This window comes from Streptomyces sp. NPDC003032, assembly GCF_053591415.1.
In genome coordinates this window covers 227,622-253,171 of record NZ_JBSFTT010000002.1, presented here as the reverse complement: position 1 = coordinate 253,171, position 25,550 = coordinate 227,622, and the positions used below count along the sequence as shown (strand labels likewise).

Genomic DNA, 25,550 nt, shown 5'->3' with positions numbered 1-25,550 from the left:
CAAGCTCGGGTCTGAGAGCATCTGGGCCATACCCCGGTCCCTGGCCCACGCCTACGCCCGACCGGCTGCGCATCTGAAGACGAAAGTTTCCACTCGTGAGTGAGACAACGCATGACGGCGGAGTCGCGGTGACAGCATCCCCGTCGACACCGCCGCCCGATGACGGGCTCTCCCGGGCCGATCTCGCCGCCAAGTACGGTCTGACCGTCAGCGGCGCACGGCCCGGACTTTTCGAGTACGTCCGCCAGCTCTGGGGACGGCGCCACTTCATCCTCGCCTTCTCCCAGGCCAAGCTCACCGCCCAGTACAGCCAGGCCAAGCTCGGCCAGCTGTGGCAGGTGGCGACGCCGCTCCTGAACGCGCTCGTCTACTTCTTGATCTTCGGTCTGATCCTGGGGGCCGACCGGGGCATGCCCCGCGAGGTCTACGTCCCGTTCCTGGTCACCGGTGTCTTCGTCTTCACCTTTACGCAGAGCTCGGTGATGGCGGGCGTCCGGGCGATCGCGGGCAACCTCGGTCTGGTGCGCGCGCTGCACTTCCCGCGCGCCTCGCTGCCGATCTCGTTCTCGCTCCAGCAGCTCCAGCAGCTGCTGTTCTCGATGATCGTGCTCTTCGTCATCATGATCGGCTTCGGCAGCTACCCCAAGCTGTCGTGGCTGCTGATCGTCCCGGTCCTGGTCCTGCAGTTCCTCTTCAACACCGGTCTCGCCATGATCATGGCAAGGCTGGGCAGCAAGACCCCCGACCTCGCGCAGCTGATGCCGTTCGTGATGCGTACGTGGATGTACGCGTCCGGCGTGATGTTCTCCATCCCCGTCATGCTCAGGGACAAGCCCGCCTGGATCGCGGACATCCTGCAGTGGAACCCGGCCGCCATCTATATGGACCTGATGCGTTTCGCGCTCATCGACGGCTACGGCAGCAAGAACCTGCCGCCGCACGTGTGGGCGGTCGCGGGCGGCTGGGCCGTCCTGCTCGCCGTCGGCGGCTTCGTGTATTTCTGGAAGGCTGAGGAGCGGTACGGCCGTGGCTGACGACAAGATCGACCAGAATATCGGCAAGGGCCACATCCCGACCGTCATCGCCGACGAGCTGCACATCGTCTACCGCGTGAACGGCGCGAAGACGGGCAAGGGCAGCGCCACCTCCGCGCTGAGCCGCATCCTCAGGCGCGGCGGCGAGGAGCGCGGAGTACGCAAGGTGCACGCCGTGCGCGGCGTCAGCTTCACCGCCTACCGAGGCGAGGCCATCGGCCTGATCGGCTCGAACGGCTCGGGCAAGTCCACCCTGCTCCGCGCCATCGCGGGCCTGCTCCCGGCCGAGCAGGGCAAGGTCTACACCGACGGCCAGCCCTCGCTGCTCGGCGTCAACGCGGCCCTGATGAACGATCTGACGGGCGAGCGCAACGTCATCCTCGGCGGGCTCGCGATGGGCATGTCACGCGAGCAGATCAAGGAGCGCTACGAGGAGATCGTCGACTTCTCCGGCATCAATGAGAAGGGCGACTTCATCACCCTGCCGATGCGGACCTACTCCTCCGGCATGGCGGCCCGCCTGCGGTTCTCCATCGCGGCCGCCAAGGACCACGACGTTTTGATGATCGACGAGGCCCTGGCCACCGGCGACCGCAAGTTCCAGAAGCGCTCCGAGGCCCGTATCCGTGAGCTCCGCAAGGAGGCCGGCACGGTCTTCCTGGTCAGCCACAACAACAAGTCCATCCGCGACACCTGCGACCGCGTGCTCTGGCTGGAGCGCGGCGAGCTGCGCATGGACGGGCCGACCGACGAGGTCATCAAGGAGTACGAGAAGTTCACGGGCAAGTAGCCCGATCGCGCCATCGCGGACGCACTCGTTCGGCGGCAGGGCCCCGCAGGGATCATCCCGGCGGGGCCCTGCCGCGTCCCCGGACCCGTCCCGCCCCACCCGTCTCTCAACTCACCCGTGTACAGGGAAGGTTGACGCCAATCGGTGTGTTGTTGTGATGTGCCGAACACCCCGACGATGCGGGATGGGTTGTACAACGTAAGCTGTACCGGTGCTGATTCGCGGCAAGTGGGGCGATATCGCGCGGCGTCCCGGCCGGGGCACGGGCCGCCTCGGGGAGGGCCGGGCGGCGTGTCCGAAATAGGATGTATTGGGTCGGCAGTGTAGAACGGGAGATGTGACGGCAATGGCTACGGACGATCTCCAGCTCCGCGATGCATCCGCCGTCCTCGACAAGGCCGCGGCGGAGAACTTCCCCGTGGCCCCTTTCTTCCTGCCCAAGGCCTGGCGCGAGGACCTCATGGCCGTCTACGGCGTCGTCCGGCTCATCGACGACATCGGCGACAGCGACCTCGTACCCGAGGCCGGGCACGCCCGCTACCTCGGCGTGGACCCGGCGCACGGCGCTGACCCGCTGCGGCTGCTCGACGCCGTCGAGGCCGACCTCGGCACGCTCTTCGACGGCGGCGGCCCCGGGCATCCGCTGGTGCGGGCGCTGCGGCCGGCGGCCGAGCGCGGGGCCGTGACGGTCGACCCCTTCCTCGGCCTGATCGCGGCCAACCGCCAGGATCAGCACGTCTCGCGTTATGAGACGTACGACGACCTCGTGGCGTACTGCGCGCTCTCGGCCAACCCCATCGGCCGCCTCGTCCTTGCCATCACCGGCACCGCGACACCCGAACGCCTGCGCCTGTCGGACGCCGTCTGCACCGGCCTGCAGATCGTCGAGCACATCCAGGACGTCGCCGAGGACCTGCGGCGCGACCGCATCTACCTGCCCATCGAGGACATGTTGCGCTTCCACGTCAGCGAGGCCGACCTCGCCGCACCCACAGCAGGCGCATCGGTGCGCGCACTGGTCGCATACGAGGCGGAACGCGCCCGCGGCCTCCTGAATGAAGGCACCCCCTTGGTGGGTAGCGTCCACGGCAGGCTGAAGCTGCTGCTGGCGGGCTTCGTGGCCGGGGGGAAGGCGGCGGTCCAGGCGATCGTCGCCGCCGGATACGACGTACTTCCCGGTCCACCCAAGCCCACCAAGCCCCGCCTGCTGCGCGAGGCGGGGGCGGTTCTGCGAGGAGAGGGGTGAGCCGGACCGTGGAGTCAGATCCGTATGTGTCCGCGCCGGTGCTCGCCGCGTACAGCTACTGCGAGACCGTCACCGGGCAGCAGGCACGGAACTTCGCCTACGGCATCAGGCTGCTGCCGGCGCCCAAGCGGCGCGCCATGTCCGCGCTCTACGCCCTCTCGCGGCGCGTGGACGACATCGGTGACGGCGCGCTCGCCCCCGATGTCAAGGCGGAGCGGCTCGACGACACCCGGCTGCTCCTCGCCCGGATCCGCGAGGGCGCGGTGGAGGAGGACGACACCGACCCGGTGGCCGTCGCCCTCGCGCACGCCGCGGCGCACTTCCCCATCCCGATGGGCGGCCTCGACGAACTCATCGACGGCGTCCTGATGGACGTACGCGGTGAGACGTACGAGACCTGGGAGGACCTGGCTGCCTACTGCCGCTGTGTCGCCGGGGCGATCGGACGGCTCTCCCTGGGCGTGTTCGGTACGGAACGGGGGGCGCTCCATGCCGAGCGCGCGCCTGAGTATGCCGACACGCTCGGCCTCGCGCTCCAACTCACCAACATTCTCCGGGACGTTCGCGAGGACGCGATGGGAGGGCGGACCTATCTGCCCGCCGAGGACCTCGCCAAATTCGGCTGCTCCGCCGGGTTCTCGGGCTCCGAGCCGCCCGCCGGATCCGACTTCGCGGGCCTCGTCCACTTCGAGGTGCGCCGCGCCCGCGCCCTGTTCGCCGAGGGCTACCGCCTGCTGCCCATGCTCGACCGCCGCAGCGGCGCCTGTGTCGCCGCCATGGCGGGCATCTACCGCCGCCTCCTCGACCGCATCGAGCGGGAGCCGGAGGCCGTCCTGCGCGGCCGTGTCTCGCTGCCGGGCCACGAGAAGGCGTATGTCGCCGTGCGCGGACTGTCCGGCCTCGACGCGCGGAACGTGTCACGGCAGACCGTCAGGAGGCGCGCGTGAAGCGCATCCGCGGTGGCTCCGGGACAGCTGGGGCGGCCCCCACCAAGCGGCGGGCAACCCTCCGCTCCATGGTCGCGTCCCAGACTGCGACGGCCGAAAAGGAGGGTGCGTGAACAGTCACGACGTGCGGCCCGAAGGGCTGACCGCGGACGCCGAAGGCCGCCCTGGTGGGGCGGCCGCCGTGGTGATCGGCGGCGGACTCGCCGGCATCACCGCCGCGCTCTCGCTGGCCGACGCGGGCCTGCGCGTGACGCTGCTCGAAGGCCGCCCGCGCCTCGGCGGGCTGGCGTTCTCCTTCCGGCGCGGCGAGCTGACCGTCGACAACGGCCAGCATGTCTATCTGCGCTGCTGCACCGCCTACCGGTGGTTCCTCGACCGCGTCGAGGGAGCGCACCTCGCACCCCTGCAGGAACGTCTCGACGTGCCCGTGCTCGACGCCGACCACCACCGGCTCGGACGGCTGCGGCGCACCGCGCTGCCCGTGCCGCTGCATCTGGCGGCGAGCCTCGCCACGTACCCGCATCTGTCGCTCGCCGAGCGCGCCAACGTGGGGCGCGCGGCGCTCGCCCTCAAGGGGCTCGACCCGACCGATCCCGTGCTCGACGGCCAGGACTTCGGCAGCTGGCTGGCCAAGCACGGCCAGTCGGCCCGCGCCATCGAGGCCCTGTGGGACCTCGTGGGCGTCGCCACGCTCAACGCCGTCGCGGGCGACGCCTCGCTCGGGCTCGCCGCGATGGTGTTCAAGACCGGGCTGCTCTCCGACCCGGGCGCCGCCGACATCGGCTGGTCCCGGGTGCCCCTCGGTGATCTGCACGACAAGCTGGCCCGCAAGGCGCTCGACTCCGCGGGCGTCCGTACCGAACTGAGAGCACGCGTCACCTCCATCTCCCGTACGGACAACGGCGGTTGGCGCGTGGAGGTTCCCGGCGAGGCCATCGAGGCCGACACCGTGGTGCTCGCCGTACCGCAGCACGAGGCGCACGACCTGCTCCCGGACGGCGCGCTGGAGCGGCCCGACCGGCTCCTCGACATCGACAACGCGCCGATCCTCAACGTCCACGTCGTGTACGACAGGAAGGTGCTGAAGCGGCCGTTCTTCGCCGCCCTCGGCACGCCCGTCCAGTGGGTCTTCGACCGGACCGAGGCGTCCGGCCTCACGGAGGGGCAGTACCTCGCGCTCTCGCAGTCCGCCGCGCAGGACGAGATCGACGCGCCCGTCGCCGCGCTGCGCGAGCGCTATCTGCCCGAGCTGGAGCGGCTGCTGCCCGCCGCGCACGGCGCCGAGGTACGCGACTTCTTCGTCACCCGCGAGCGCACGGCGACCTTCGCCCCCACCCCCGGCGTCGGCAGGCTCAGGCCCGGCGCCCGCACCAAGGCCCGCGGCCTCTATCTCGCCGGCGCGTGGACCGCCACCGGCTGGCCCGCGACCATGGAGAGCGCCGTGCGCAGCGGCATCAGCGCGGCGAACGCCGCCCTCTCCGCACTCGACCGCCCCCGTGATCACCTCTTCTCGTACGAGGAGGCGGTGGCGTGAAGCTCGACCACCTGGGGTCAGCTCCCCAGGGAACCAGCACCGGAACAAGAGGAGAAACTGTGCCGACTGTGCCCTCGGCCGAAACGGCTGCCGACACGGTGGACGTGACCTCACTGCTCGAGCGCGGAAGGACGCTGGCCACCCCGGTGCTGCGGGCCGCCGTGGACCGCCTCGCGCCGCCCATGGACACCGTCGCCGCCTACCACTTCGGGTGGATCGACGCCGCGGGCAACCCGTCCGACGGCGACGGCGGCAAGGCCGTGCGTCCCGCGCTCGCCCTGCTCTCCGCCGAGGCCGCGGGCGCGGCCCCCGAGGTCGGCGTCCCCGGAGCGGTCGCCGTCGAGCTCGTGCACAACTTCTCGCTCCTCCACGACGACCTGATGGACGGCGACGAGCAGCGCCGCCACCGCGACACCGTGTGGAAGGTCCACGGCCCCGCGCAGGCCATCCTCGTCGGCGACGCCCTCTTCGCGCTCGCCAACGAGATCCTCCTGGAGATCGGCACCGTCGAGGCGGGCCGCGCCACGCGCCGCCTCACCACCGCCACGCGCGCGCTGATCGACGGCCAGGCGCAGGACATCGCCTACGAGCACCGCGAGCGGGTCACCGTCGAGGAGTGCCTGGAGATGGAGGGCAACAAGACCGGCGCCCTGCTGGCCTGCGCCGTCTCCATCGGCGCCGTTCTCGGCGGCGCCGACGACCGCACCGCCGACATCCTGGAGAAGTACGGCTACCACCTCGGCCTCGCCTTCCAGGCCGTGGACGACCTGCTCGGCATCTGGGGCGACCCGGAGGCCACCGGAAAGCAGACGTGGAGCGATCTGCGTCAGCGCAAGAAGTCCCTGCCGGTCGTCGCCGCGCTCGCCGCGGGCGGGCCCGCCTCCGAGCGCCTCGGCGACCTGCTCGCCGCCGACGCCAAGAGCAGCGACTTCGACAGCTTCTCCGAGGAGGAGTTCGCCGCGCGCGCCGCCCTGATCGAAGAGGCCGGCGGGCGCGCGTGGACCGCCGAGGAGGCGCGGCGCCAGCACACCATCGCCATCGAGGCGCTGGACACCGTCCGGATGCCGGACCGGGTGCGGGCGCAGCTCGTCGCGCTCGCCGACTTCGTCGTCGTACGGAAGAGATGATCACTACCGCCCGGATACGCGGGCCCTGCGGGGAGTGACCCCCGGACCACCAGGCAGTCGCCGGCCGGCGCCCAGCGCGCCAGCCGACGGCGGACCCAGAGCAGAGGAACCGACTGCACGAAGGGGAAGCCATGACAGCGACGACCGACGGAAGCACCGGAGCGGTGACGCCCCGCGCGGCCTCGGCCAGCCAGCCGATCGACACGATCGCCGCGACAACCGGCGCACGGGACGCCGCCGCGCGCGCCATACAACGCTCGACAGAGTTCCTGCTCTCCCGGCAGGACGCCCAGGGCTGGTGGAAGGGCGACCTCGAAACCAATGTGACCATGGACGCCGAGGACCTCCTCCTGCGGCAGTTCCTCGGCATCAGGGACGAGCGGACCACCCGCGCCGCCGCGCTCTTCATCCGCGGCGAACAGCGCGACGACGGCACTTGGGCCACCTTCTTCGGCGGACCCGGCGAACTCTCCACCACCATCGAGGCGTACGTCGCCCTGCGCCTGGCCGGTGACCGGCCCGACGACGCGCACATGGCGAAGGCCGCCGCGTGGATCCGGGCCCGGGGCGGCATCGCCGCGAGCCGGGTCTTCACCCGCATCTGGCTCGCCCTGTTCGGCTGGTGGAGCTGGGACGACCTGCCCGAACTACCGCCGGAACTCCTCTACTTCCCCAAGTGGGTCCCGCTCAACATCTACGACTTCGGCTGCTGGGCGCGGCAGACGATAGTGCCGCTCACCGTCGTCTCCGCCCAGCGGCCCGTGCGCCCCGCGCCCTTCGCGCTGGACGAGCTGCACACCGACGCGAGCAACCCGAACCCGGCCAAGGCGTCGGCCCGCGCGGCGAGTTGGGACGGCGTCTTCCAGCGGCTCGACAAGGCGCTGCACGTCTACCGCAAGGTCGCGCCGCGCCGGCTGCGCAAGGCCGCGATGAACAGCGCCGCCCGCTGGATCATCGAGCGCCAGGAGAACGACGGCTGCTGGGGCGGGATCCAGCCGCCCGCCGTCTACTCGATCATCGCGCTGCACCTGCTCGGCTACGACCTCGACCACCCGGTCCTCAAGGCCGGGCTCGACTCGCTCGACCGGTTCGCCGTGTGGCGCGAGGACGGCGCCCGGATGATCGAGGCCTGCCAGTCACCCGTCTGGGACACCTGCCTCGCGACGATCGCGCTCGCCGACGCCGGACTGCCCTCCGACCACCCACAGCTGATCAAGGCGGCGGACTGGATGCTGGGCGAGCAGATCGTGCGGCCCGGCGACTGGTCGGTGCGCAGGCCCGGACTGACGCCCGGCGGCTGGGCGTTCGAGTTCCACAACGACAACTACCCCGACATCGACGACACCGCCGAGGTCGCCCTCGCGCTGCGCCGGGTCGCGCACCCGGACAAGGAGCGCCTGGAGAACGCCATCGGGCGCGGGGTGCGCTGGAACCTCGGCATGCAGTCAAAGAACGGCGCCTGGGCCGCCTTCGACGTCGACAACACCAGCCCCTTCCCCAACCGGCTGCCGTTCTGCGACTTCGGCGAGGTCATCGACCCGCCGTCCGCCGACGTCACCGGGCATGTCGTGGAGATGCTCGCCGTCGAGGGCATGTCCCACGACCCGCGCACCCGGCGCGGCATCGAGTGGCTCCTCGCCGAACAGGAGCCGAGCGGTGCCTGGTTCGGGCGCTGGGGCGTCAACTACCTGTACGGCACGGGGTCGGTGGTGCCCGCGCTGATCACGGCCGGGCTGCCCGCCTCGCACCCCGCGATCCGCCGCGCCGTGCACTGGCTGGAGTCGGTGCAGAACGACGACGGCGGCTGGGGCGAGGACCTGCGCTCCTACCGCGACCGGGGCTGGATCGGCCACGGCACATCGACCGCCTCGCAGACCGCCTGGGCGCTGCTCGCCCTGCTCTCGGCGGGTGAGCGCGAGGCCAACTCCGTGGAGCGCGGCGTCACATGGCTCGCCGCGACGCAGCGCGCGGACGGCTCCTGGGACGAGCCGTACTTCACCGGCACCGGGTTCCCCTGGGACTTCTCCATCAACTACCACCTCTACCGACAGGTGTTCCCGCTCACCGCCCTCGGCAGGTACGTCAACGGCGAGCCGTTCGCGGGCGGTCCCGGCCACCCCGCCAAGGGCAGCTGATGGCCGAGGTCCCGGCCCGGCGGCCGGGCCCCGCACCGCTGCTGATCGCCTGCGCGCTCGGCATCGAGCGCCTCGCCCTGCGCACCGGCGACCGCGGCGGGGCCCCGGAGGCGATGACCGTGCTGCGCACCGGCATGGGTCGCGCCAACGCCGAGCGCGCCGTCAGCGGGGCGCTCGGCACCGCGCGCATGCGGGACGCGGCCGTCCTGGCCACCGGCTTCTGCGCGGGCCTCGCCCCCGGCATGCACCCCGGCGACCTCGTCGTCGCCGATGAGACCAGGGACGCGCGCGGCACCACCCCCTGTACGGGGACGGAACTGCTGGTCAAGGAGCTGGTGCGGGCCCTGCCCGGACGCACCGTGCACACCGGCCCGCTCACCGGCTCCGACCACGTCATCCGTGGCCCCGAGCGCGGCGCCCTGCTGGCCACCGGCGCGATCGCCGCGGACATGGAGTCCGCCGCGACGCTGCACTGCGCCGCGCGCGCCGGGCGGCGGCCCGTTGCGGCCGTCCGGGTGGTCGTGGACGCCCCACAGCACGAACTCGTCCGCATCGGCACGGTGCGCGGTGGAATATCAGCTTTCCGCGTTCTCCGTGCCGTGCTTCCCGCTTTCTTCGAATGGCACCGATCTTCTCTGCTCCCCTGGAGGTGAGCCAGATGGCCATGCCGCTGCGCCAGACCATCAAGGTCGCTACATATCTCTTTGAACAGAAGCTCCGCAAGCGTGACAAGTTCCCACTGATCGTCGAGTTGGAACCGCTCTTCGCGTGCAATCTGAAATGCGAGGGATGCGGGAAGATCCAGCACCCGGCGGGTGTCCTCAAGCAGCGCATGCCGGTGGCCCAGGCCGTGGGCGCCGTTCTTGAGTCCGGTGCGCCGATGGTGTCCATCGCAGGCGGTGAGCCGCTGATGCACCCTCAGATCGACGAGATCGTACGGCAGTTGGTGGCCAGGAAGAAGTACGTCTTCCTCTGCACCAACGCCATGCTGCTGCGCAAGAAGCTGGAGAAGTTCCAGCCCTCGCCGTACTTCGCGTTCGCCGTGCACATCGACGGAATGCGGGAGCGGCACGACGAGTCCGTCGCGAAGGAGGGTGTGTTCGACGAGGCGGTGGAGGCCATCAAGGAGGCCAAGAAGCGCGGATTCCGGGTCACCACCAATTCGACGTTCTTCAACACCGACACCCCGCAGACCATCATCGAGGTCCTGAATTTCCTCAATGACGAGCTGCAGGTCGACGAAATGATGCTCTCGCCCGCCTATGCCTATGAGAAGGCGCCCGACCAGGAACACTTCCTGGGTGTCGAGCAGACCCGCGAGCTTTTCAAGAAGGCCTTCGCGGGCGGCAACCGGCGGCGCTGGCGGCTGAACCATTCGCCGCTCTTCCTGGACTTCCTGGAGGGCAAGGCGGACTTCCCGTGCACCGCCTGGGCGATCCCGAACTACTCGCTCTTCGGCTGGCAGCGCCCCTGCTACCTGATGAGCGACGGTTACGTCCCCACGTACCGGCAGCTCATCGAGGAGACCGACTGGAACAAGTACGGCCGGGGCAAGGACCCGCGCTGCGCCAACTGCATGGCGCACTGCGGCTACGAACCGACCGCCGTCCTCGCGACCATGGGCTCCCTCAAGGAGTCCCTCCGCGCCGCCCGCGAGACCGTCGCCGGAAGCCGCGGCTGACGAACGATCCAGAGAGGGGCCCGAGCATGACCATTCTCGACACCATTCGAGGGCCGCGCGACCTGAAGCCGCTGACCGGGGCGCAGCTCGGCCAACTGTCCGAGGACATCCGGGAGTTCCTGGTGCACGCGGTCGCCAGGACGGGCGGTCACCTCGGGCCCAATCTGGGGGTGGTGGAACTCTCCATCGCCCTCCACCGCGTCTTCGAGTCGCCCGTCGACCGCATCGTGTGGGACACCGGCCACCAGAGCTACGTACACAAGCTCCTGACGGGGCGTCAGGATTTTTCCAAGCTGCGCGGCAAGGGAGGCCTGTCGGGCTATCCCTCACGCGCCGAGTCCGAGCACGACATCGTCGAGAACAGCCACGCCTCCACCGCGCTCGGCTGGGCGGACGGCCTCGCCAAGGCGCGTCAGGTGCTAGGCGAGCGGGGCCATGTGGTCGCCGTCATCGGGGACGGCGCGCTCACCGGAGGCATGGCGTGGGAGGCGCTGAACAACATCGCCGCCGCGAAGGACCGGCCGCTGATCATCGTCGTCAACGACAACGAACGCTCCTACGCCCCGACCATCGGCGGCCTCGCCAACCACCTCGCGACGCTGCGCACGACCGACGGCTACGAGCGGGTCCTCGCCTGGGGCAAGGAGATACTCCAGCACACACCCGTCGTCGGACAGCCGCTCTACGAGTCCCTGCACGGCGCCAAGAAGGGGTTCAAGGACGCTTTCGCGCCGCAGGGCATGTTCGAGGACCTGGGACTGAAGTACGTGGGGCCGATCGACGGGCACGACATCGGTGCCGTCGAGTCGGTGCTGCGGCGTGCGAAACGCTTCCACGGCCCCGTCCTGATCCACTGCCTCACCGAGAAGGGGCGCGGCTACGAACCCGCGCTCGCCGACGACGCCGACCGCTTCCACACCGTCGGCGTCATGGACCCGCTCACCTGCGAACCCCTCGCGCCCCCCGGAGGGCCGTCCTGGACCTCCGTGTTCGGGGACGAGATCGTCCGCATCGGCGCCGAGCGCGAGGACGTCGTCGCCATCACCGCCGCCATGCTGGAACCGGTCGGCCTGAAGAGGTTCGCCGAGGCCTATCCCGACCGGGTGTGGGACGTCGGCATCGCCGAGCAGCACGCGGCGGTGTCGGCCGCCGGGCTCGCCACCGGCGGCCTCCACCCGGTCGTCGCCGTCTACGCCACCTTCCTCAACCGCGCCTTCGACCAGCTGCTGATGGACGTCGCGCTGCACCGCTGCGGGGTGACGTTCGTGCTCGACCGGGCCGGGGTCACCGGCGCGGACGGCGCCTCGCACAACGGCATGTGGGACCTGTCGATCCTCCAGGTCGTGCCCGGCCTGCGGATCGCCGCGCCGCGCGACGCCGACCAGCTGCGGGCGCAGCTCCGGGAGGCGGTCGCGGTGGACGACGCGCCGACCCTCATCCGCTTCCCCAAGGAGTCGGTGGGGCCCGCGCTTCCCGCCGTGGACCGGATCGGCGGCATGGACGTGCTCCTCCAGGAGCCGGACCCGCAGGTGCTGCTCGTCGCGGTCGGGGTGATGGCGCCGGTGTGTCTGCGGGCCGCCGAGCTGCTCCAGGCGCGCGGCCTGCGCTGCACCGTCGTCGATCCGCGCTGGGTGAAGCCGGTCGACGCCGAGCTGCCCGCGCTCGCCGCGCTCCACCGGGTCGTGGCGGTCGTCGAGGACAACAGCCGGGCGGCCGGCGTCGGCGCCGCGGTCGCGCTCGCCCTCGGGGACGCCGAAGTGGACGTACCCGTACGCCGGTTCGGCATCCCCGAGCAGTTCCTCGCGCACGCCAAGCGCGGCGAGGTCCTCGCGGACCTGGGGCTCACGCCGGTCGAGATCGCGGGACGGATCAGCGCCACCCTGGCGGTCAAGGACAGCGCGGGGCAGCAGGGCTCAGGCAAGGAGTTCACCGTATGACCCAGGAGTTCGACCTCGGCAGGCTCCTCGCCGAGCGGGGCGCCGAGCGGTACGAACTGCACGCGCGGCACCTCAACCACCAGCTGCCGCGCATGCTGCACACCATCGGCTTCGACAAGGTCTACGAGCGGGCCGAGGGAGCGTACTTCTGGGACGCGGAGGGCAACGACTACCTCGACATGCTGGCGGGCTTCGGGGTGATGGGCATCGGCCGGCACCACCCCGTCGTACGCAAGGCGCTGCACGACGTCCTGGACGCCTCGCTCGCCGACCTCACCCGCTTCGACTGCCAGCCGCTGCCCGGTCTCCTCGCCGAGCGGCTGCTCACGCACAGCCCGCATCTGGACCGGGTGTTCTTCGGCAACAGCGGCACGGAAGCCGTCGAGACCGCGCTCAAGTTCGCCAGGTACGCGACGGGCAAGCCACGGGTGCTGTACTGCGCGCACGCCTTCCACGGGCTGACCACCGGGTCGCTCTCCGTCAACGGCGAGAGCGGCTTCCGGGACGGCTTCGCGCCCCTGCTGCCCGACACCGCCGTGCCGCTGGGCGATCTGGACGCGCTGCGCGAGGAGCTGGGGAAGGGCGATGTCGCCGGGCTGATCGTCGAGCCCATCCAGGGCAAGGGCGTGCACGAGACACCGCCCGGATATCTGCGCGCCGCCCAGGAACTGCTGCACCGGCACAAGGCACTGCTGATCGCCGACGAGGTGCAGACGGGCCTCGGCAGGACCGGTGACTTCTACGCCTACCAGCACGAGGAGGGCGTCGAGCCGGACCTGGTCTGCGTCGCCAAGGCACTGTCGGGCGGCTATGTGCCCGTCGGCGCCACCCTCGGCAAGGACTGGATCTTCAAGAAGGTCTACTCGTCCATGGACCGGGTGCTCGTCCACTCGGCGAGCTTCGGGTCCAACGCGCAGGCCATGGCGGCGGGCCTCGCGGTCCTCGCCGTCATGGAGGACGAGAAGGTCGTCGACAACGCCCGGGTGACCGGGGAGCTGCTCAAGTCCAGGCTCGCCGCGCTCGTCGACCGCTATGAACTGCTCAGCGAGGTGCGCGGCCGCGGCCTCATGGTCGGTATCGAGTTCGGGCGGCCCAGGTCGCTGAAGCTGCGCGGTCGCTGGACGATGCTGCAAGCCGCCCGCAAGGGGCTCTTCGCCCAGATGGTGGTCGTACCGCTGCTGCAGAAGCACCGCATCCTCACCCAGGTCTCCGGCGACCATCTGGAGGTCATCAAGCTGATCCCGCCGCTGACTGTGGGGGAGCGGGAGGTCGACCGCTTCGTCGGGGCCTTCACCGCCGTCATGGACGAGGCGCACAGCGGGGGCGGGCTGATGTGGGACTTCGGCAGGACGCTGGTGAAGCAGGCGGTCGCCAACCGCTGAACGGCCGACCGCGGCTTTTGCCTCCCGGGCAAAAAGTTTGCCCGGGAGGCAAGCCTCTGGCTCAATCGGCGTATGAGCACCGCCGAGCCCGACGAGCCGTCTCAAGCGGCCGACGCGCTGCCCGCCGTAGCGCCCCAGCTGCGTGAGCTGCGCCGCCGCGCCTCCCTCACGCTGGAAGCCGCCGCCCGCACCGCGGGGCTCTCGCCCGCCCATCTGTCCCGCCTGGAGACCGGGCAGCGCCAGCCCTCGCTGCCGATGCTCCTCACACTCGCACGTGTCTACGGTACGACGGTCTCCGAGCTGCTCGGAGAGACGGTCGCCGACCGGGACTCGGTCGTCCGCGCCGCGGACATGGAGCCGACCCGGGCGGGCGGCTGGACCTACTGGCAGGCGGGCGCCCCGGGCCGTGGCATGCAGGCGCTGCGCGTGCGCGTCCCGTACGGGGCGCAGGGCGACATCGTGCGCGTCCACCCGGGCGAGGAGTGGCTCTACGTACTCACGGGGCGGCTGCGGCTGCGCCTCGGGGACACCGCGCACCTCCTCGCGCCGGGCGACAGCGCGCACTTCGACTCGCTGACCCCGCACCGGATCGCCGCCGCCGACCGGGGCGGCGCCGATCTCCTCTTCGTCCACACCTTGCTGCAGAGCCCCGCCACCGGGCTGTGCCTCGGCGGCCCCACCCAGGGAGAACCGACATGACGGAATCCGACCCGCAGGAATCCCGGATACCCCGGGCCCCGAAGCGGCCCGCCGAGAGCACGATGGAGGAGAAGCTCCCGCGGACGCTCTGGATCCGGCTGTTCATCTATGTGGCGGTGGGCCACGTCTTCGCGGCCTTCATCTACATGCTGTTCGAACTGGGCGCACAGAACAAGTAGGGACTGAGTGGGGACTAAGTAGGGAGCCGCCTCAGTCGAGGAGGCGCTCGCGGAGCCGCTCACGGGTCTCGGGGGCCACCTTGAGACCCTCCGAGAGGTACGTGTCCGTGTCGCCCCACGTCTGCTCGATCGTCTCGAAGGCCGCCGCCAGATACTCGGCGCGGGCGTCGAAGAGCGGGTTGAGAAGCTCCATCACCTCGGGGGACATCGCGTTCGGCGAGTCGCTGGTGCGGTGCACCCTGTAGCGGCGGTGCGCCGCGTTCGACTCCAGGTAGTCCGCCTCGATGGCGTCGCGCTCGACGCCGACGGCGAGCAGCGTGACCGCTATCGACAGGCCCGCGCGGTCCTTGCCCGCCGCGCAGTGCATCAGCGCGGGCACGCTGTCCTCGGCGAGCGCGTGCAGCACCCGGCTGTGCTCGGCCGTGCGCTCCTTGATGATCGTGCGGTACGAGGACGACATCCGCTCCGCGGCCTTGCCGTCGGACAGGATGGTGCGCAGCTGGTCGAGATCGCCGTCGCGGACCATCTTCCAGAACTCCGCGCCGTCCGCCGGGTCGGTCAGCGGCAGGTTCATGTTGCGCACGCCCGGCAGCGCGACGTCCGGGCCTTCGAGGCGCTGGTCGGCGGCGTTGCGGAAGTCGAAGATCGTGTGCAGGCCCAGCGAGGTCAGAAAGGCCGTGTCGGCCTCGGTGGCGTGCGCCAGGTGGCCGCTGCGGAAGAGCCGCCCGGGACGGACGCGGCGGCCGTCCGCGGTCGGCAGTCCGCCCACGTCTCGGAAGTTGCGCACTCCGGCGAGTTCAGGCTCTGACAGCTCTGGCGGCGGGACCTGCTGGGTCACGGGCTCTCCTCAAGGCTCTGCTGCCGGCGCGGCTCGCCGGTGGACGCGCCTTCGACGATACGACACCGGTTCCCGGTGCGATCACCCCTTCGCAGACGTTGCCCGAGCGGCGAATTGCCGACAAAGATGTGCGTACACGCGCGTGCTTGTGCGGGTCCCGGTACAGCTTCTGTGGGGGTTTGATGATCGAGGTCGGTGCCGACGGTCGTACGTGGCTCCTGTCGGGCCCCACCAGCAGTTACGCCCTCCGCCTCACGGAGCGGGACGAGCTGCTGCACCTGTACTGGGGCGCGCGGATCGCCCTGCCCGACGCCGAGGCCCTGGCGGCCGAGCCGCCGCCCCCGGAGCGGGGCTTCGAGTCGCCGCTCGACGGGCGCGAGGAGTACCCGGTGGAGGGCGGCCCCCGCTTCGTGCGGCCCGCGCTGTCCGTCCGCGACGACACGGTCCGGGGCACCGAGTGGCGCCACACCGGCTCGGCGGCGCACGACGACGAACTCCAGGTGCACTTCCGCGACCCCCTGCACCATCTCCGGGTCACCCTCATCTACCGCCTGCGCGGCGATGTGATCGAACGGTTCGCCGTCCTCACCCACGAGGGCGACTACCGCACCCGGCCGTTGGAGCTGCTGCGCGCCGACTCCGCCACCTGGACGCTGCCGCGGCGCGAGCGCTGGCGTCTGTCCCAGCTGCACGGCCGCTGGGCGGCGGAGTCGAGGCTGGTGCGGTCGGACATCACGTATGGCGAGAAGACCATCGGCAGCAGGCGCGGGCACACCGGGCACCAGCATCTGCCCTGGGTCGCGCTCGACGCGGAAGGGGCGGACGAGGAGCACGGCGAGGTCTACAGCTGCGCGCTCGCCTGGTCGGGATCGTGGCGGATCGCCGTGCAGCAACTGCCCGACGGCGTGGTGCAGATCACCGGCGGGCTGGGCCACGACGACTCCGGCGCCACCGTCCTCGCACCCGGCACGGCGACCGTCACACCCGTCTTCGCCGGCCTGTGGAGCGGGGAAGGCTTCGGCGGCGCGAGCCGGACCTGGCACGCCTACCAGCGCGAGCACGTCATCCCCGACGCGGACACGGTGCGGCCCGTGCTCTACAACTCCTGGGAGGCCACCGGCTTCGACATCTCCGAGGAGCAGCAGCGGGCGCTCGCCCACAAGGCCGCGGGGCTCGGCGTCGAGCTGTTCGTCGTCGACGACGCGTGGTTCGGCGGCCGGACCGGCGACCGGTCCGGACTCGGCGACTGGACGCCCAACCCGGACCGCTTCCCGCGGGGCCTCGGACCGCTCGCCGACGAGGTGCACGGGCTCGGCATGCGGTTCGGGATCTGGGTGGAGCCGGAGATGGTCAACCCCGACAGCGACCTCTACCGCGCCCACCCCGACTGGGTGCAGCACCAACCGGGCCGTACGCGGACGGAGTTCCGCAACCAACTGGTGCTCGACCTCTCGAACGCGGAGGTGCGCGCGTACCTGTGGCGCAGCCTCCACGAACTCCTCTCCAGCGCCCCCATCGACTACGTCAAGTGGGACTTCAACCGCAGCTTCACCGACGCCGGGCGACCCGGCGGACCGGGCGGGCCGGGCGGCGGCGAGCTGTGGTGGGCCCACGGACAGCACCTGTACGACCTGCTGGACCGGCTGCGCGCGGCGCACCCCGCCGTGGCCTTCGAATCCTGCTCGGGCGGCGGCGGCCGGGTCGACCTCGGCATCCTCTCCCGCACCGACCAGGTGTGGACCTCCGACAACACCGACCCGCTGGACCGGCTCGCCATCCAGCACGGCTTCAGCCAGCTGCACCCCGCGCGCGTGATGGCCGCCTGGGTCACCGACAGCCCCAACACCCAGCTCAACGGCCGCGTCAGCTCGCTGCGCTTCCGGTTCGTGAGCGCCATGGCCGGGGTTCTCGGCATCGGCGGCGACCTCGGCCGGTGGAGCGGGAGCGAGCTGGCCGAAGCGCGCGACTGGGTGGATCTCTACAAGGAGATCAGGCCCGTCGTCCAGCTCGGCGACCTCTACCGGCTGCGCCCGCCGGAGGGCGGCCTCAGCGCCGTCCAGTACGTCCGCGGCGACGAGGCGGTCGTCCTCGCCTGGCTCCAGGCACAGGCGTACGGGGAGGAGCCGGCGCCGGTACGGTTGCGCGCCCTCGACCCCTCGGCGTCGTACGTGTGCTGGGACACGGGGGAGACGTACCGGGGCGCGGTGCTCATGCGCCGCGGGCTGCGGACCGGGCTCAAAGGGGATCTGGACGCAGGGGTGTTCCGGCTGCGGCGGGTGGGCGGTGCTTATTCCGGCTTTGGGTGAATCTTGACCGGTGGCTTATCTCACCCACCGTCAACCCCTCCCTACGGTGGCGTAGGTCACTTAGGGAGGTGAAAGATGTGGTTCCGTGAGCGCAGAGTCGACAACCTTCAGCAAGTACCCCATCAACAACGGCGTATTCAACTCCTACGCAGCGGTCGGCGACAGCTTCACCGAAGGCGTGGGTGACCCGGGACCTGACGGTACGTTCGTCGGGTGGGCCGATCGCCTCGCCGTCCTGCTGGACGACCGGGTGCCCGAGCACACCTTCCGGTACGCCAACCTCGCCGTGCGCGGTAAGCTCCTCGACCAGATAGTCGCGGACCAGGTGCCGCGCGCCAAGGAGCTGGCCCCCGACCTCGTGACCTTCTGCGCGGGCGGCAACGACATCATCCGCCCCGGCACCGACCCCGACGAGGTCGCCGAGCGCTTCGAACGGGCCGTCGCCGACCTCACGTCGGCGGTCGGCACCGTCATGGTGACCACCGGGTTCGACACCCGCGGCGTCGCGGTCCTCAAGCATCTGCGCGGCAAGATCGCCACGTACAACATGCATGTCCGCGCCGTCGCCGACCGCTACGGCTGCCCCGTGCTCGACCTGTGGTCCCTCAAGACCGTCCAGGACCGCCGCGCCTGGGACGGCGACCGGCTGCACCTCTCCGCCGAGGGGCACACCCGCGTGGCGCTCCGCGCCGCCCAGGTCCTCGGTCTCGAGGTGCCCGCGGACCCCGACCAGGCCTGGCCGCCACTGCCGCCGCGCGGCACGCTGGACCTGCGGCGCGACGACATCCACTGGGCGCGGGAGTACCTCGTCCCGTGGATCGGCCGGCGCATCCGGGGCGAGAGCTCGGGCGACCATGTGGAGGCGAAGCGGCCGGACCTGCTTCCGCTCTAGGGCACGACCCGGCGCTCTGCGGGGTGGGCGGCGGGCGGAGTCCAGGCGCGCTACGCCGCCGTCAACTCCCCGTGCCCCAGGCCCAGTTCGCGGGCCAGGGCCTCGTCCGCCCATCTGCGGGCCCGGACGCGGGGGAGCGATCCCTCGTAGGCCGTCATCTGGATGGCGAGGCCGTCCAGGAGCGCGGTGAGGCGCAGGGCCGTGCCCATGGGGTCCTCGCAGCGGAACTCGCCCGCGGCGGAACCCTCCGCTATGACCTCGGCCAGTGCCGCCTTCCACTGTTGGTCGAGGTCCCGGGTCACCGCGCGTAGCGTCGGCTCGCGCGGGGCCGCGGACCAGCCCTCTATCCACAGCCGCCAGCCCTTGGCCTGGCCGGTCGGCGCGTACCACCGCACGGCCGCGCGCAGCCGGCGCACCGCCGACGTGCGGCGGCCCAGAAGTTTGCGGAGCCGGGTCAGATCGCGCCGCGCGGCGTGCTCGAAGGCCGCGGCGACGAGCTTCTCCTTGGACGAGAAGTGGTAGAGCACCAGCGCGTTGCTCACCCCGAGGGCCGCCGCGACATCGGCGATCCGCACGGCGGCGACGCCTCGCTCCTCGATCTGTTCGACGGTGGCGACGAGCATCTCCGCCCGCCGCTCCGCCACGCTCAACCGCACCCCTGTCACGCCGTGCACCCTACCCACGCCCGGCCGCGCCCCCGAACCGCCGCCGCCTCACCCGGCGGTCGTACGCGGCAGACCGCGCAGGTCACAGGAGTCCTTGAAGCCCTGACTCGTCAGGCCCAGCGCCGAGTTGAAGCGGGACCGGTAGTTCTCCACGGCGACCATCGCGGTCAGCTCGACGAAGGCGGGCTCGCCGAGGCGGGTGCGCAGGCGGTCGGCGAGATCGTCCTCGACGGTGGGCGGGTTCGCGGTCATCGCCTCCGCGTACTCCATGACGTCGCGCTCCAGCGGGCTGTAGGCGTCGCTCTCCCGCCAGGCCGGGACGTCCCGCAGCTTCTGGGGGTCCATACCGCGCTTGTGCGACTCCCAGTACCCGAAGTCCATGCACCAGGAGCAGCCGATCGAGGCGGCCGACGCCATCACGGCCAGCTCCTTCAGATCGGTGTCCAGCTTGTTCCACTTCGCCACGCCCTGCTCGAAGCGGAGGTAGGACCAGAGGGCGCGCGGGTTGTGGGCCATGGCCTTGCCGGGGTCGAGGACCTTGCCGTAGGTGCGCTTGGAGTACCACTCCATTACGCGGAAGAAGAGCGTGCGGCGGGGGGCGAGCGAGACGCGGGCCATGGGGCCACCTCCGATGTCGTCTCCGGTGGCGGTCACCGGATCACTGACGCGACGGATCGGGGCACCGGGAATGTGACATCAGGCCGTCCGGTACGTCACATCGGGCCTCCCTGGAATGTGGCATCACGGACGGTGGACATAATGGGAGGCCTGTCCACCCCCTTCAGGAGGTCCCGTGTCCCGGTCCCTGATTCCCGGGCTCCGCTCCCTGCGGTCGCCCGCCTTCGGAGCGGATCCTGTGGGTCCGCGGCTGGCGCGGATCCGCAGGTCGCCGAATTTCTCCGTGGCCGACGGGTCCTTCCAGAACCCCGTGGGGGCGCGGATCAGGCCGGCGGGGTCCACCATGGAGCTCGCCAAGATCTACTTCCGCAAGGAGGAGCGCGTACTGCGCGGCCCCGCCGGTACGGTCCCGGTGCACGCCACGACCCTCGCCGACCTCGCCAGGCCGCCGGCCGGCGGCCTGCGGGTCACCTGGATGGGCCACTCCAGTGTCCTCGCCGAGATCGACGGGCGGCGCGTGCTCTTCGACCCGGTGTGGGGCGAGCGGTGCTCGCCGTTCTCCTTCGCGGGGCCCAAGCGGCTGCATCCCGTGCCGGTGCCCCTGAAGGCCCTCGGCCCGGTCGACGCCGTGGTCATCTCACACGACCACTACGACCATCTGGACATGCCCACCATCAAGGCGCTGGCCGGTACGGACGCCGTTTTCGCGGTGCCGCTCGGCGTCGGCGCCCACCTGGAGCGCTGGGGCGTGCCCGCGGGCCGGCTCCGCGAGCTGGACTGGCACGAGTCGGCGGAGGTGGCGGGGCTGACCCTGACGGCGACGCCCGCGCGGCACTTCTGCGGCCGCGGTCTGCGCAACCAGCAGCACACGCTCTGGGCCTCCTGGGTGGTCGCGGGTCCTGAACACCGCGTCTACCACAGCGGCGACACCGGCTACTTCCCCGGTTTCCGCGACATCGGCGCCGAGCACGGCCCGTTCGACGTCACGATGGTCCAGATCGGCGCGTACAGCCACTTCTGGCCGGACATCCACATGACGCCCGATGAGGGCATGCGGGCCCACCTGGACCTTCAGGGCGGGCGGCCGCGAGGTCTGATGCTGCCGATCCACTGGGGGACGTTCAACCTCGCCCCGCATCCGTGGTCGGAGCCGGGCGAGGGCACCCTGGCCGCGGCGCGCCGCGAGGGCGCCGCGATCGCGCTGCCCTGTCCCGGTGAGCCCTTCGAACCGGCGGCGGCGACCGTGCCCACCGCGCCCTGGTGGCGCGGCGTCGCCATCGTGCCGGACGGCGGCTGGCCCGAGCAGGCGGCGGACGCGGCGGAGGCAGCCGCGGCGGACAGGCCGCGGGCCACGACGACGGGCAGCGGGGAGCCGGAAGCGGCGCCCGTCGCCTGACCCTCGCGCCCGCACGGGCGGCATCCGCGCCCCGGCCGTCTTCGGCCGGGGCGTTTTCTTGTGCGGCCCGTCGCGCGGTTACGCGGCCCCGGGGCGCACCGGCGTCCGTCTCACGTCTCGGGTGGACCGGCGTCCGTCTCACGTCTCGGGTGGACCGGACCCGCGTGCGACCCGAATCGGACCCCTGTACGAAGCGTCATACCGGAGCGGGACGCAGCCCCGCCGACTTTGTCAACTGCCCACCGCGCGCGCGGCGTTGCCGACTACCGTGAGTGGCCGTCGGGCGACGCAGCGATCACGGCGCAGGCATGCCATCGCGACCTGCCGGCCGGCACGGCGCTGCCGAAACCATGCCGCACAACAGGAGTCGGGCCGCCCGCTGGAGCCCCGTCGCAACGTACCGAGGACACAGATGTCGCACCTACGCGCACCGGCCGCCCGCGCAGACCGCCGTGAGGGCGGACGGCACGGCAGGCCCGGGAGCCGGGCCGCCACGGCTCTGCCCGAGACCCACATACGGTCCCAGCTCCTGCGCATCGCGGTGCTGCCCGCCGTCGCCGTCGGTCTCAGCGCCTGCGCGGCCGTCCTGTTCACGCTGCGGTCGACCGGCGTCCGGCCCGCACCCGTCCTGCTCGCCGTCCTCGCCGCCGCGGCACTCGTCGGCCTCACCGGCATCGTGGTCGCCGCCGTGGCGGCCGACCGCGCCGCCAGGTCCGTACGCGACCGGGTCGGCGCCCTGCGCCGCGCCACCGCGCGCGGCCAGGCCGAACTGCGCGGTCTCGTGGAGCAGTTGCGCCGGGGCGATCAGCCGCCCGCACGCGGCACGCCGCCCCACGCCCGGCCGGGCGGCGACGAGTTCGATCAGCTCGCCGACGAGCTGACCCGCGCCCAGGACGTCGCCGTCGGCGCCGTCGTACAGGCCGCCCAGCTCTCCAGCCACGCGGGCAGCGAACAGAAGGTCGAGGTCTTCGTCAACCTCGCCCGGCGCCTGCAGTCGCTGGTGCACCGCGAGATCTCCCTGCTCGACGAGTTGGAGAACGAGGTGGAGGACCCCGAACTGCTCAAGGGCCTCTTCCACGTCGACCACCTCGCGACCCGCATCCGCAGGCACGCCGAGAACCTCGCCGTCCTCGGCGGCGCCGTCTCGCGCCGCCAGTGGAGCAACCCCGTGTCGATGACCGAGGTGATGCGCTCCGCCATCGCCGAGGTCGAGCAGTACTCCCGCGTCAAACTGGTGCCCCCCGTCGACGGCACCCTGCGCGGGCACGCCGTGGCCGACATCGTCCACCTGCTCGCCGAACTCGTCGAGAACGCCACCGTGTTCTCCGCCCCGCACACCCACGTCCTGCTCCGCGCCGACCTCGTGACCGCCGGGCTCGCCGTCGAGGTCGAGGACCGCGGCCTCGGCATGCCCCTCGCCGAGCAGAACAAGATGAACCGGCTGCTCGCCGACCCCGACCAGGTGAACGTCGCAAGCCTCCTCCAGGACGGGCGGATCGGCCTCTTCGTCGTCTCCGCCCTCGCCCGCAGACACGGGGTCACGGTCCGGCTGCACACGAACATCTACGGCGGGGTGCAGGCCGTGCTGATCCTGCCGCAGGAGCTGTTGGGCGCCTCCAACGACGTACAAGGCGCACAAGGCGCACAAGGCGCACAGGAGGTACGCGAGGTACGGGAGGTACGGGACGTGCAAGCCGTACGAGACGCACGCGCCGCACAAGCCGTACGGGACGTGAAGTCCCCGAACGCCGCCGCCCCACCGGTGCCCCGCCAGGAACCCCTGCCCGTGCGCGGCGCCCGCCAGGACCGGCCGACGCCCGCCGACGCCGTCCCCGGCATCCGCCCGGAGGACAGGCAGGCCGCCGCCGAACACGCCGCCGCGCCGCTGACCCCTCTGGGCGACGCCGTCGCGGGCGGCCGGGCCGGCAGGCCCCGCCTCCCCAAACGGCGCGCGCAGGAACACATCGCCCCCCAGCTGCGGGACGCCCCGGCACCGCGCCCCGACAGCGAGCACCTCGTCGGCCACGACCCGGGTCTGATGGCCGCGTTCCAGCGCGGCATCTACCTGGCCCAGGCGCAGGACGCACGCGATCCCACCCCCCGGGACGGGAGCGAGCAAGGCGACTGACCACCCCGACCCGCACCCATGACGCCCGATCACCCCCCACCACCTCTGCGTCCACCTCTGCGTCCGCAGACCCTCGTACGTCGTACCTCAAGGAGTCGATCCACCATGGCGAGCGATGCGCCGACCGGCCATGTATCCGATCTCGACTGGCTGATGAGCGGCCTCGTGCAGCGCGTGCCGCACACCCGCAGTGCCGTCCTGCTCTCCTCCGACGGGCTCGTGAAGTCGGTGCACGGCCTCGACCCGGACAGCGCCGACCACATGGCGGCCCTCGCCTCGGGCCTCTACTCGCTCGGGCGCAGCGCGGGCATCCGCTTCGGGGACGGCGGAGACGTGCGGCAGGTCGTCGTGGAACTGGACTCCACCCTCCTGTTCGTCTCCACCGCGGGCTCCGGCACCTGTCTGGCCGTCCTCGCGGGCCGCGACGCGGACGCCGCCGTCCTCGGCTACGAGATGGCGATGCTGGTCAAGAGCGTGCGCCCGTACCTGATCACCGCGCCCCGGCAGCCCGCCGGGGAACCCGCGCCGATGAGGCGCTGAGCATGGCGGCCCCGCACGACGGGCCCTGGCTCGACGACGCCGCGGGTCGGCTCGTCCGTCCTTACACCGTCAGCAACGGCCGGACCAGACCGACCACACAACTCAACCTGCTCTCCCAGGTGATGGCCACCGGAGCGACCCCACTCGGCTACCTCGGGCCCGAGCACTCCACGGCCCTCGGCCTGTGCGGGGCCCCGACCTCCGTCGCCGAGATCGCGGCCCAGCTGAAGCTCCCCGCGGTCGTGGCCAAAGTGATCCTCTGCGATCTCCTCGACTCCGGGGCCCTCACCACGAAGGCCCCGGACTTCTACCACAACCCCACTGACCGGTCCCTGTTGGAGGCAGTGCTCGATGGATTACGACGACAGCTCTGACCCCTTCCCCACCGCCCTGAAGATCCTGGTCGCCGGTGGTTTCGGGGTCGGCAAGACGACCTTCGTGGGCGCCGTGAGCGAAATCGCGCCGCTGAGCACGGAGGAACTGCTCACCACGGTCAGCGAGGCCACCGACGACCTGTCGGGCGTGGAGAACAAGACCACGACGACCGTCGCGATGGACTTCGGACGCATCACGCTCGACCCCGAACACGTGCTGTACCTCTTCGGCACGCCGGGCCAGGAGCGGTTCTGGTTCATGTGGGACGAGCTTTCCGAAGGCGCGCTCGGCGCGGTCGTCCTCGCCGACACCCGCCGCCTGGAGGACTGCTTCGCCGCCGTGGACTTCTTCGAACAGCGCGGCATGGGCTTCATCGTCGCGGTCAACGAATTCGACGGCGCCCACCGCTACGAACCCGAAGAGGTGCGTTCCGCCATCGACCTCGACCCTCAAGTGCCCGTCGTGCGCTGTGACGCACGGATCTCCAGCTCCGGCATCCAGACACTCCTCATCCTCGTCAAACACCTCCTCAACCACGCCCCGGAGCCGAGCTACGGAGCCCACACGTGAGGTACGACCCGGCCGGGCACCTGCTGCTCACCCCCGTCGACAAGGAGGCACCCGCGCGCGTGCGGCGGCTCCGTAGTCTGGGCATCGGGGACCGCGTCGAACCGGCCTTCGACCTCTTCGCGGACCGCCTCGCGGAGCTGACCGGCGCCCCGTACGCGATGGTCAACTTCATCGACGAGGACCGCCAGTTCTTCGCCGGCCTGCACACGGAGGCGGGCAGCGGAATGAGCCGCTACATGGCCCGCGACCACGGCTACTGCCCGCATGTCGTCGTGCGCCGCAAGGCTCTCGTCCTGGAGGACGTGCGTGACTATCCGCGGTTCGCCGGCAACCCGGTCGTGGACGAGATCGGCATCCGCTCCTATCTGGGCGCGCCCCTGGTCGACCGTACGGAGACCGTGCTCGGCACGGTCTGCGTCGTCGACGTCGAGCCGCGCCGCTGGGGGAGGGAGGGGCTCGACACGATCAAGACGATGGCCGCGGAGCTGGTCGAGCAGATCCACCGGCGGGAGGAGAGCGGGATCTGACCCG

24 protein-coding genes are annotated in these 25,550 nt (G+C 71.3%); 21 read left to right on the top strand and 3 right to left on the bottom strand.

Going from position 1 to position 25,550, the window contains the following annotated elements:
* Positions 1-95: 95 nt before the first annotated feature.
* From ACWDZ7_RS03675 to ACWDZ7_RS03615, 13 genes are all read left to right on the top strand, one after another.
* A complete protein-coding gene (locus ACWDZ7_RS03675) occupies positions 96-1,034 on the top strand; it encodes an ABC transporter permease (protein WP_451794503.1) in 939 nt (312 codons plus the stop codon).
* Positions 1,027-1,824, top strand: coding sequence for an ABC transporter ATP-binding protein (locus ACWDZ7_RS03670; RefSeq protein WP_451518241.1), 798 nt, complete (start codon positions 1,027-1,029; stop codon positions 1,822-1,824). The genes ACWDZ7_RS03675 and ACWDZ7_RS03670 overlap by 8 nt, the downstream gene beginning before the upstream one ends.
* A gap of 346 nt (positions 1,825-2,170) precedes the next feature.
* The gene (gene hpnC / locus ACWDZ7_RS03665) at positions 2,171-3,070 is read left to right on the top strand and encodes a squalene synthase HpnC (protein ID WP_451794501.1); all 900 of its coding nucleotides are present in this window, start codon (positions 2,171-2,173) and stop codon (positions 3,068-3,070) included.
* Positions 3,067-4,017, top strand: a complete 951-nt coding sequence (gene hpnD / locus ACWDZ7_RS03660) for a presqualene diphosphate synthase HpnD (RefSeq protein ID WP_451794499.1) — start codon at positions 3,067-3,069, stop codon at positions 4,015-4,017. The genes hpnC and hpnD overlap by 4 nt, the downstream gene beginning before the upstream one ends.
* Positions 4,018-4,141: 124 nt before the next feature.
* Positions 4,142-5,551, top strand: coding sequence for a hydroxysqualene dehydroxylase HpnE (gene hpnE, locus ACWDZ7_RS03655; RefSeq protein ID WP_451794764.1), 1,410 nt, complete (start codon positions 4,142-4,144; stop codon positions 5,549-5,551).
* The gene (locus ACWDZ7_RS03650) at positions 5,548-6,678 is read left to right on the top strand and encodes a polyprenyl synthetase family protein (RefSeq protein WP_451794497.1); all 1,131 of its coding nucleotides are present in this window, start codon (positions 5,548-5,550) and stop codon (positions 6,676-6,678) included. The genes hpnE and ACWDZ7_RS03650 overlap by 4 nt, the downstream gene beginning before the upstream one ends.
* Positions 6,679-6,809: 131 nt before the next feature.
* Positions 6,810-8,813, top strand: a complete 2,004-nt coding sequence (gene shc, locus ACWDZ7_RS03645; protein WP_451794495.1) for a squalene--hopene cyclase — start codon at positions 6,810-6,812, stop codon at positions 8,811-8,813.
* A complete protein-coding gene (locus tag ACWDZ7_RS03640) occupies positions 8,813-9,466 on the top strand; it encodes a phosphorylase family protein (protein ID WP_451794493.1) in 654 nt (217 codons plus the stop codon). The genes shc and ACWDZ7_RS03640 overlap by 1 nt, the downstream gene beginning before the upstream one ends.
* Positions 9,467-9,471: 5 nt before the next feature.
* The gene (gene hpnH, locus ACWDZ7_RS03635) at positions 9,472-10,494 is read left to right on the top strand and encodes an adenosyl-hopene transferase HpnH (protein ID WP_451794491.1); all 1,023 of its coding nucleotides are present in this window, start codon (positions 9,472-9,474) and stop codon (positions 10,492-10,494) included.
* Between the two features lie 26 nt (positions 10,495-10,520).
* A complete protein-coding gene (dxs, locus tag ACWDZ7_RS03630) occupies positions 10,521-12,431 on the top strand; it encodes a 1-deoxy-D-xylulose-5-phosphate synthase (RefSeq protein ID WP_451794489.1) in 1,911 nt (636 codons plus the stop codon).
* The gene (locus ACWDZ7_RS03625; protein WP_451794487.1) at positions 12,428-13,813 is read left to right on the top strand and encodes an aspartate aminotransferase family protein; all 1,386 of its coding nucleotides are present in this window, start codon (positions 12,428-12,430) and stop codon (positions 13,811-13,813) included. The genes dxs and ACWDZ7_RS03625 overlap by 4 nt, the downstream gene beginning before the upstream one ends.
* Before the next feature lie 72 nt (positions 13,814-13,885).
* On the top strand, positions 13,886-14,512 hold the full coding sequence (locus tag ACWDZ7_RS03620; RefSeq protein ID WP_451794485.1) for a helix-turn-helix domain-containing protein: 627 nt from the start codon (positions 13,886-13,888) through the stop codon (positions 14,510-14,512).
* A gap of 62 nt (positions 14,513-14,574) precedes the next feature.
* Positions 14,575-14,691 carry a DUF6126 family protein gene (locus tag ACWDZ7_RS03615; protein WP_451794762.1) on the top strand — a complete coding sequence of 39 codons (117 nt, stop codon included), beginning with the start codon at positions 14,575-14,577 and terminating at the stop codon, positions 14,689-14,691.
* A gap of 31 nt (positions 14,692-14,722) precedes the next feature.
* Here the strand turns inward: ACWDZ7_RS03615 and ACWDZ7_RS03610 are convergent, their stop codons facing one another.
* On the bottom strand, positions 14,723-15,529 hold the full coding sequence (locus ACWDZ7_RS03610) for a tyrosine-protein phosphatase (protein ID WP_451794483.1): 807 nt from the start codon (positions 15,527-15,529) through the stop codon (positions 14,723-14,725).
* Between the two features lie 182 nt (positions 15,530-15,711).
* On the opposite strand from ACWDZ7_RS03610, the gene ACWDZ7_RS03605 reads away from it, so the two are divergent.
* Together ACWDZ7_RS03605 and ACWDZ7_RS03600 are read left to right on the top strand one after the other, a co-directional pair.
* Positions 15,712-17,835 (top strand): alpha-galactosidase, encoded by a 2,124-nt coding sequence (locus tag ACWDZ7_RS03605; RefSeq protein ID WP_451794481.1) that lies wholly within the window; start codon positions 15,712-15,714, stop codon positions 17,833-17,835.
* A gap of 85 nt (positions 17,836-17,920) precedes the next feature.
* Positions 17,921-18,727, top strand: a complete 807-nt coding sequence (locus ACWDZ7_RS03600; RefSeq protein WP_451518229.1) for an SGNH/GDSL hydrolase family protein — start codon at positions 17,921-17,923, stop codon at positions 18,725-18,727.
* A gap of 50 nt (positions 18,728-18,777) precedes the next feature.
* Here ACWDZ7_RS03600 and ACWDZ7_RS03595 read toward each other — a convergent pair whose 3' ends face one another.
* Positions 18,778-19,392 (bottom strand): TetR/AcrR family transcriptional regulator, encoded by a 615-nt coding sequence (locus ACWDZ7_RS03595; protein ID WP_451794479.1) that lies wholly within the window; start codon positions 19,390-19,392, stop codon positions 18,778-18,780.
* Positions 19,393-19,440: 48 nt separating this feature from the next.
* Entirely contained in the window at positions 19,441-20,046 is a 606-nt protein-coding gene (locus tag ACWDZ7_RS03590) for a carboxymuconolactone decarboxylase family protein (RefSeq protein WP_451794477.1), read from the bottom strand.
* Positions 20,047-20,185: 139 nt separating this feature from the next.
* Between ACWDZ7_RS03590 and ACWDZ7_RS03585 the strand changes: the two genes are divergently transcribed.
* The 6 genes from ACWDZ7_RS03585 (at position 20,186) to ACWDZ7_RS03560 (ending at position 25,546) form a co-directional block, all read left to right on the top strand.
* Positions 20,186-21,406 (top strand): MBL fold metallo-hydrolase, encoded by a 1,221-nt coding sequence (locus ACWDZ7_RS03585; RefSeq protein ID WP_451794475.1) that lies wholly within the window; start codon positions 20,186-20,188, stop codon positions 21,404-21,406.
* A 412-nt stretch (positions 21,407-21,818) separates the two neighbouring features.
* Positions 21,819-23,534 carry a sensor histidine kinase gene (locus tag ACWDZ7_RS03580; RefSeq protein WP_451794473.1) on the top strand — a complete coding sequence of 572 codons (1,716 nt, stop codon included), beginning with the start codon at positions 21,819-21,821 and terminating at the stop codon, positions 23,532-23,534.
* A gap of 105 nt (positions 23,535-23,639) precedes the next feature.
* Complete coding sequence (locus tag ACWDZ7_RS03575; protein ID WP_223778127.1) at positions 23,640-24,074, top strand: roadblock/LC7 domain-containing protein; 435 nt, start codon at positions 23,640-23,642, stop codon at positions 24,072-24,074.
* Positions 24,075-24,076: 2 nt separating this feature from the next.
* Positions 24,077-24,448: a DUF742 domain-containing protein gene (locus ACWDZ7_RS03570; protein WP_451794471.1), complete on the top strand. Its 372-nt coding sequence runs from the start codon at positions 24,077-24,079 to the stop codon at positions 24,446-24,448.
* Positions 24,426-25,019, top strand: a complete 594-nt coding sequence (locus ACWDZ7_RS03565) for a GTP-binding protein (RefSeq protein WP_451794469.1) — start codon at positions 24,426-24,428, stop codon at positions 25,017-25,019. Before ACWDZ7_RS03570 ends, ACWDZ7_RS03565 begins: the two co-directional genes overlap by 23 nt.
* Entirely contained in the window at positions 25,016-25,546 is a 531-nt protein-coding gene (locus tag ACWDZ7_RS03560) for a GAF domain-containing protein (protein WP_451794467.1), read from the top strand. The genes ACWDZ7_RS03565 and ACWDZ7_RS03560 overlap by 4 nt, the downstream gene beginning before the upstream one ends.
* The last annotated feature ends 4 nt before the right edge of the window (positions 25,547-25,550 follow it).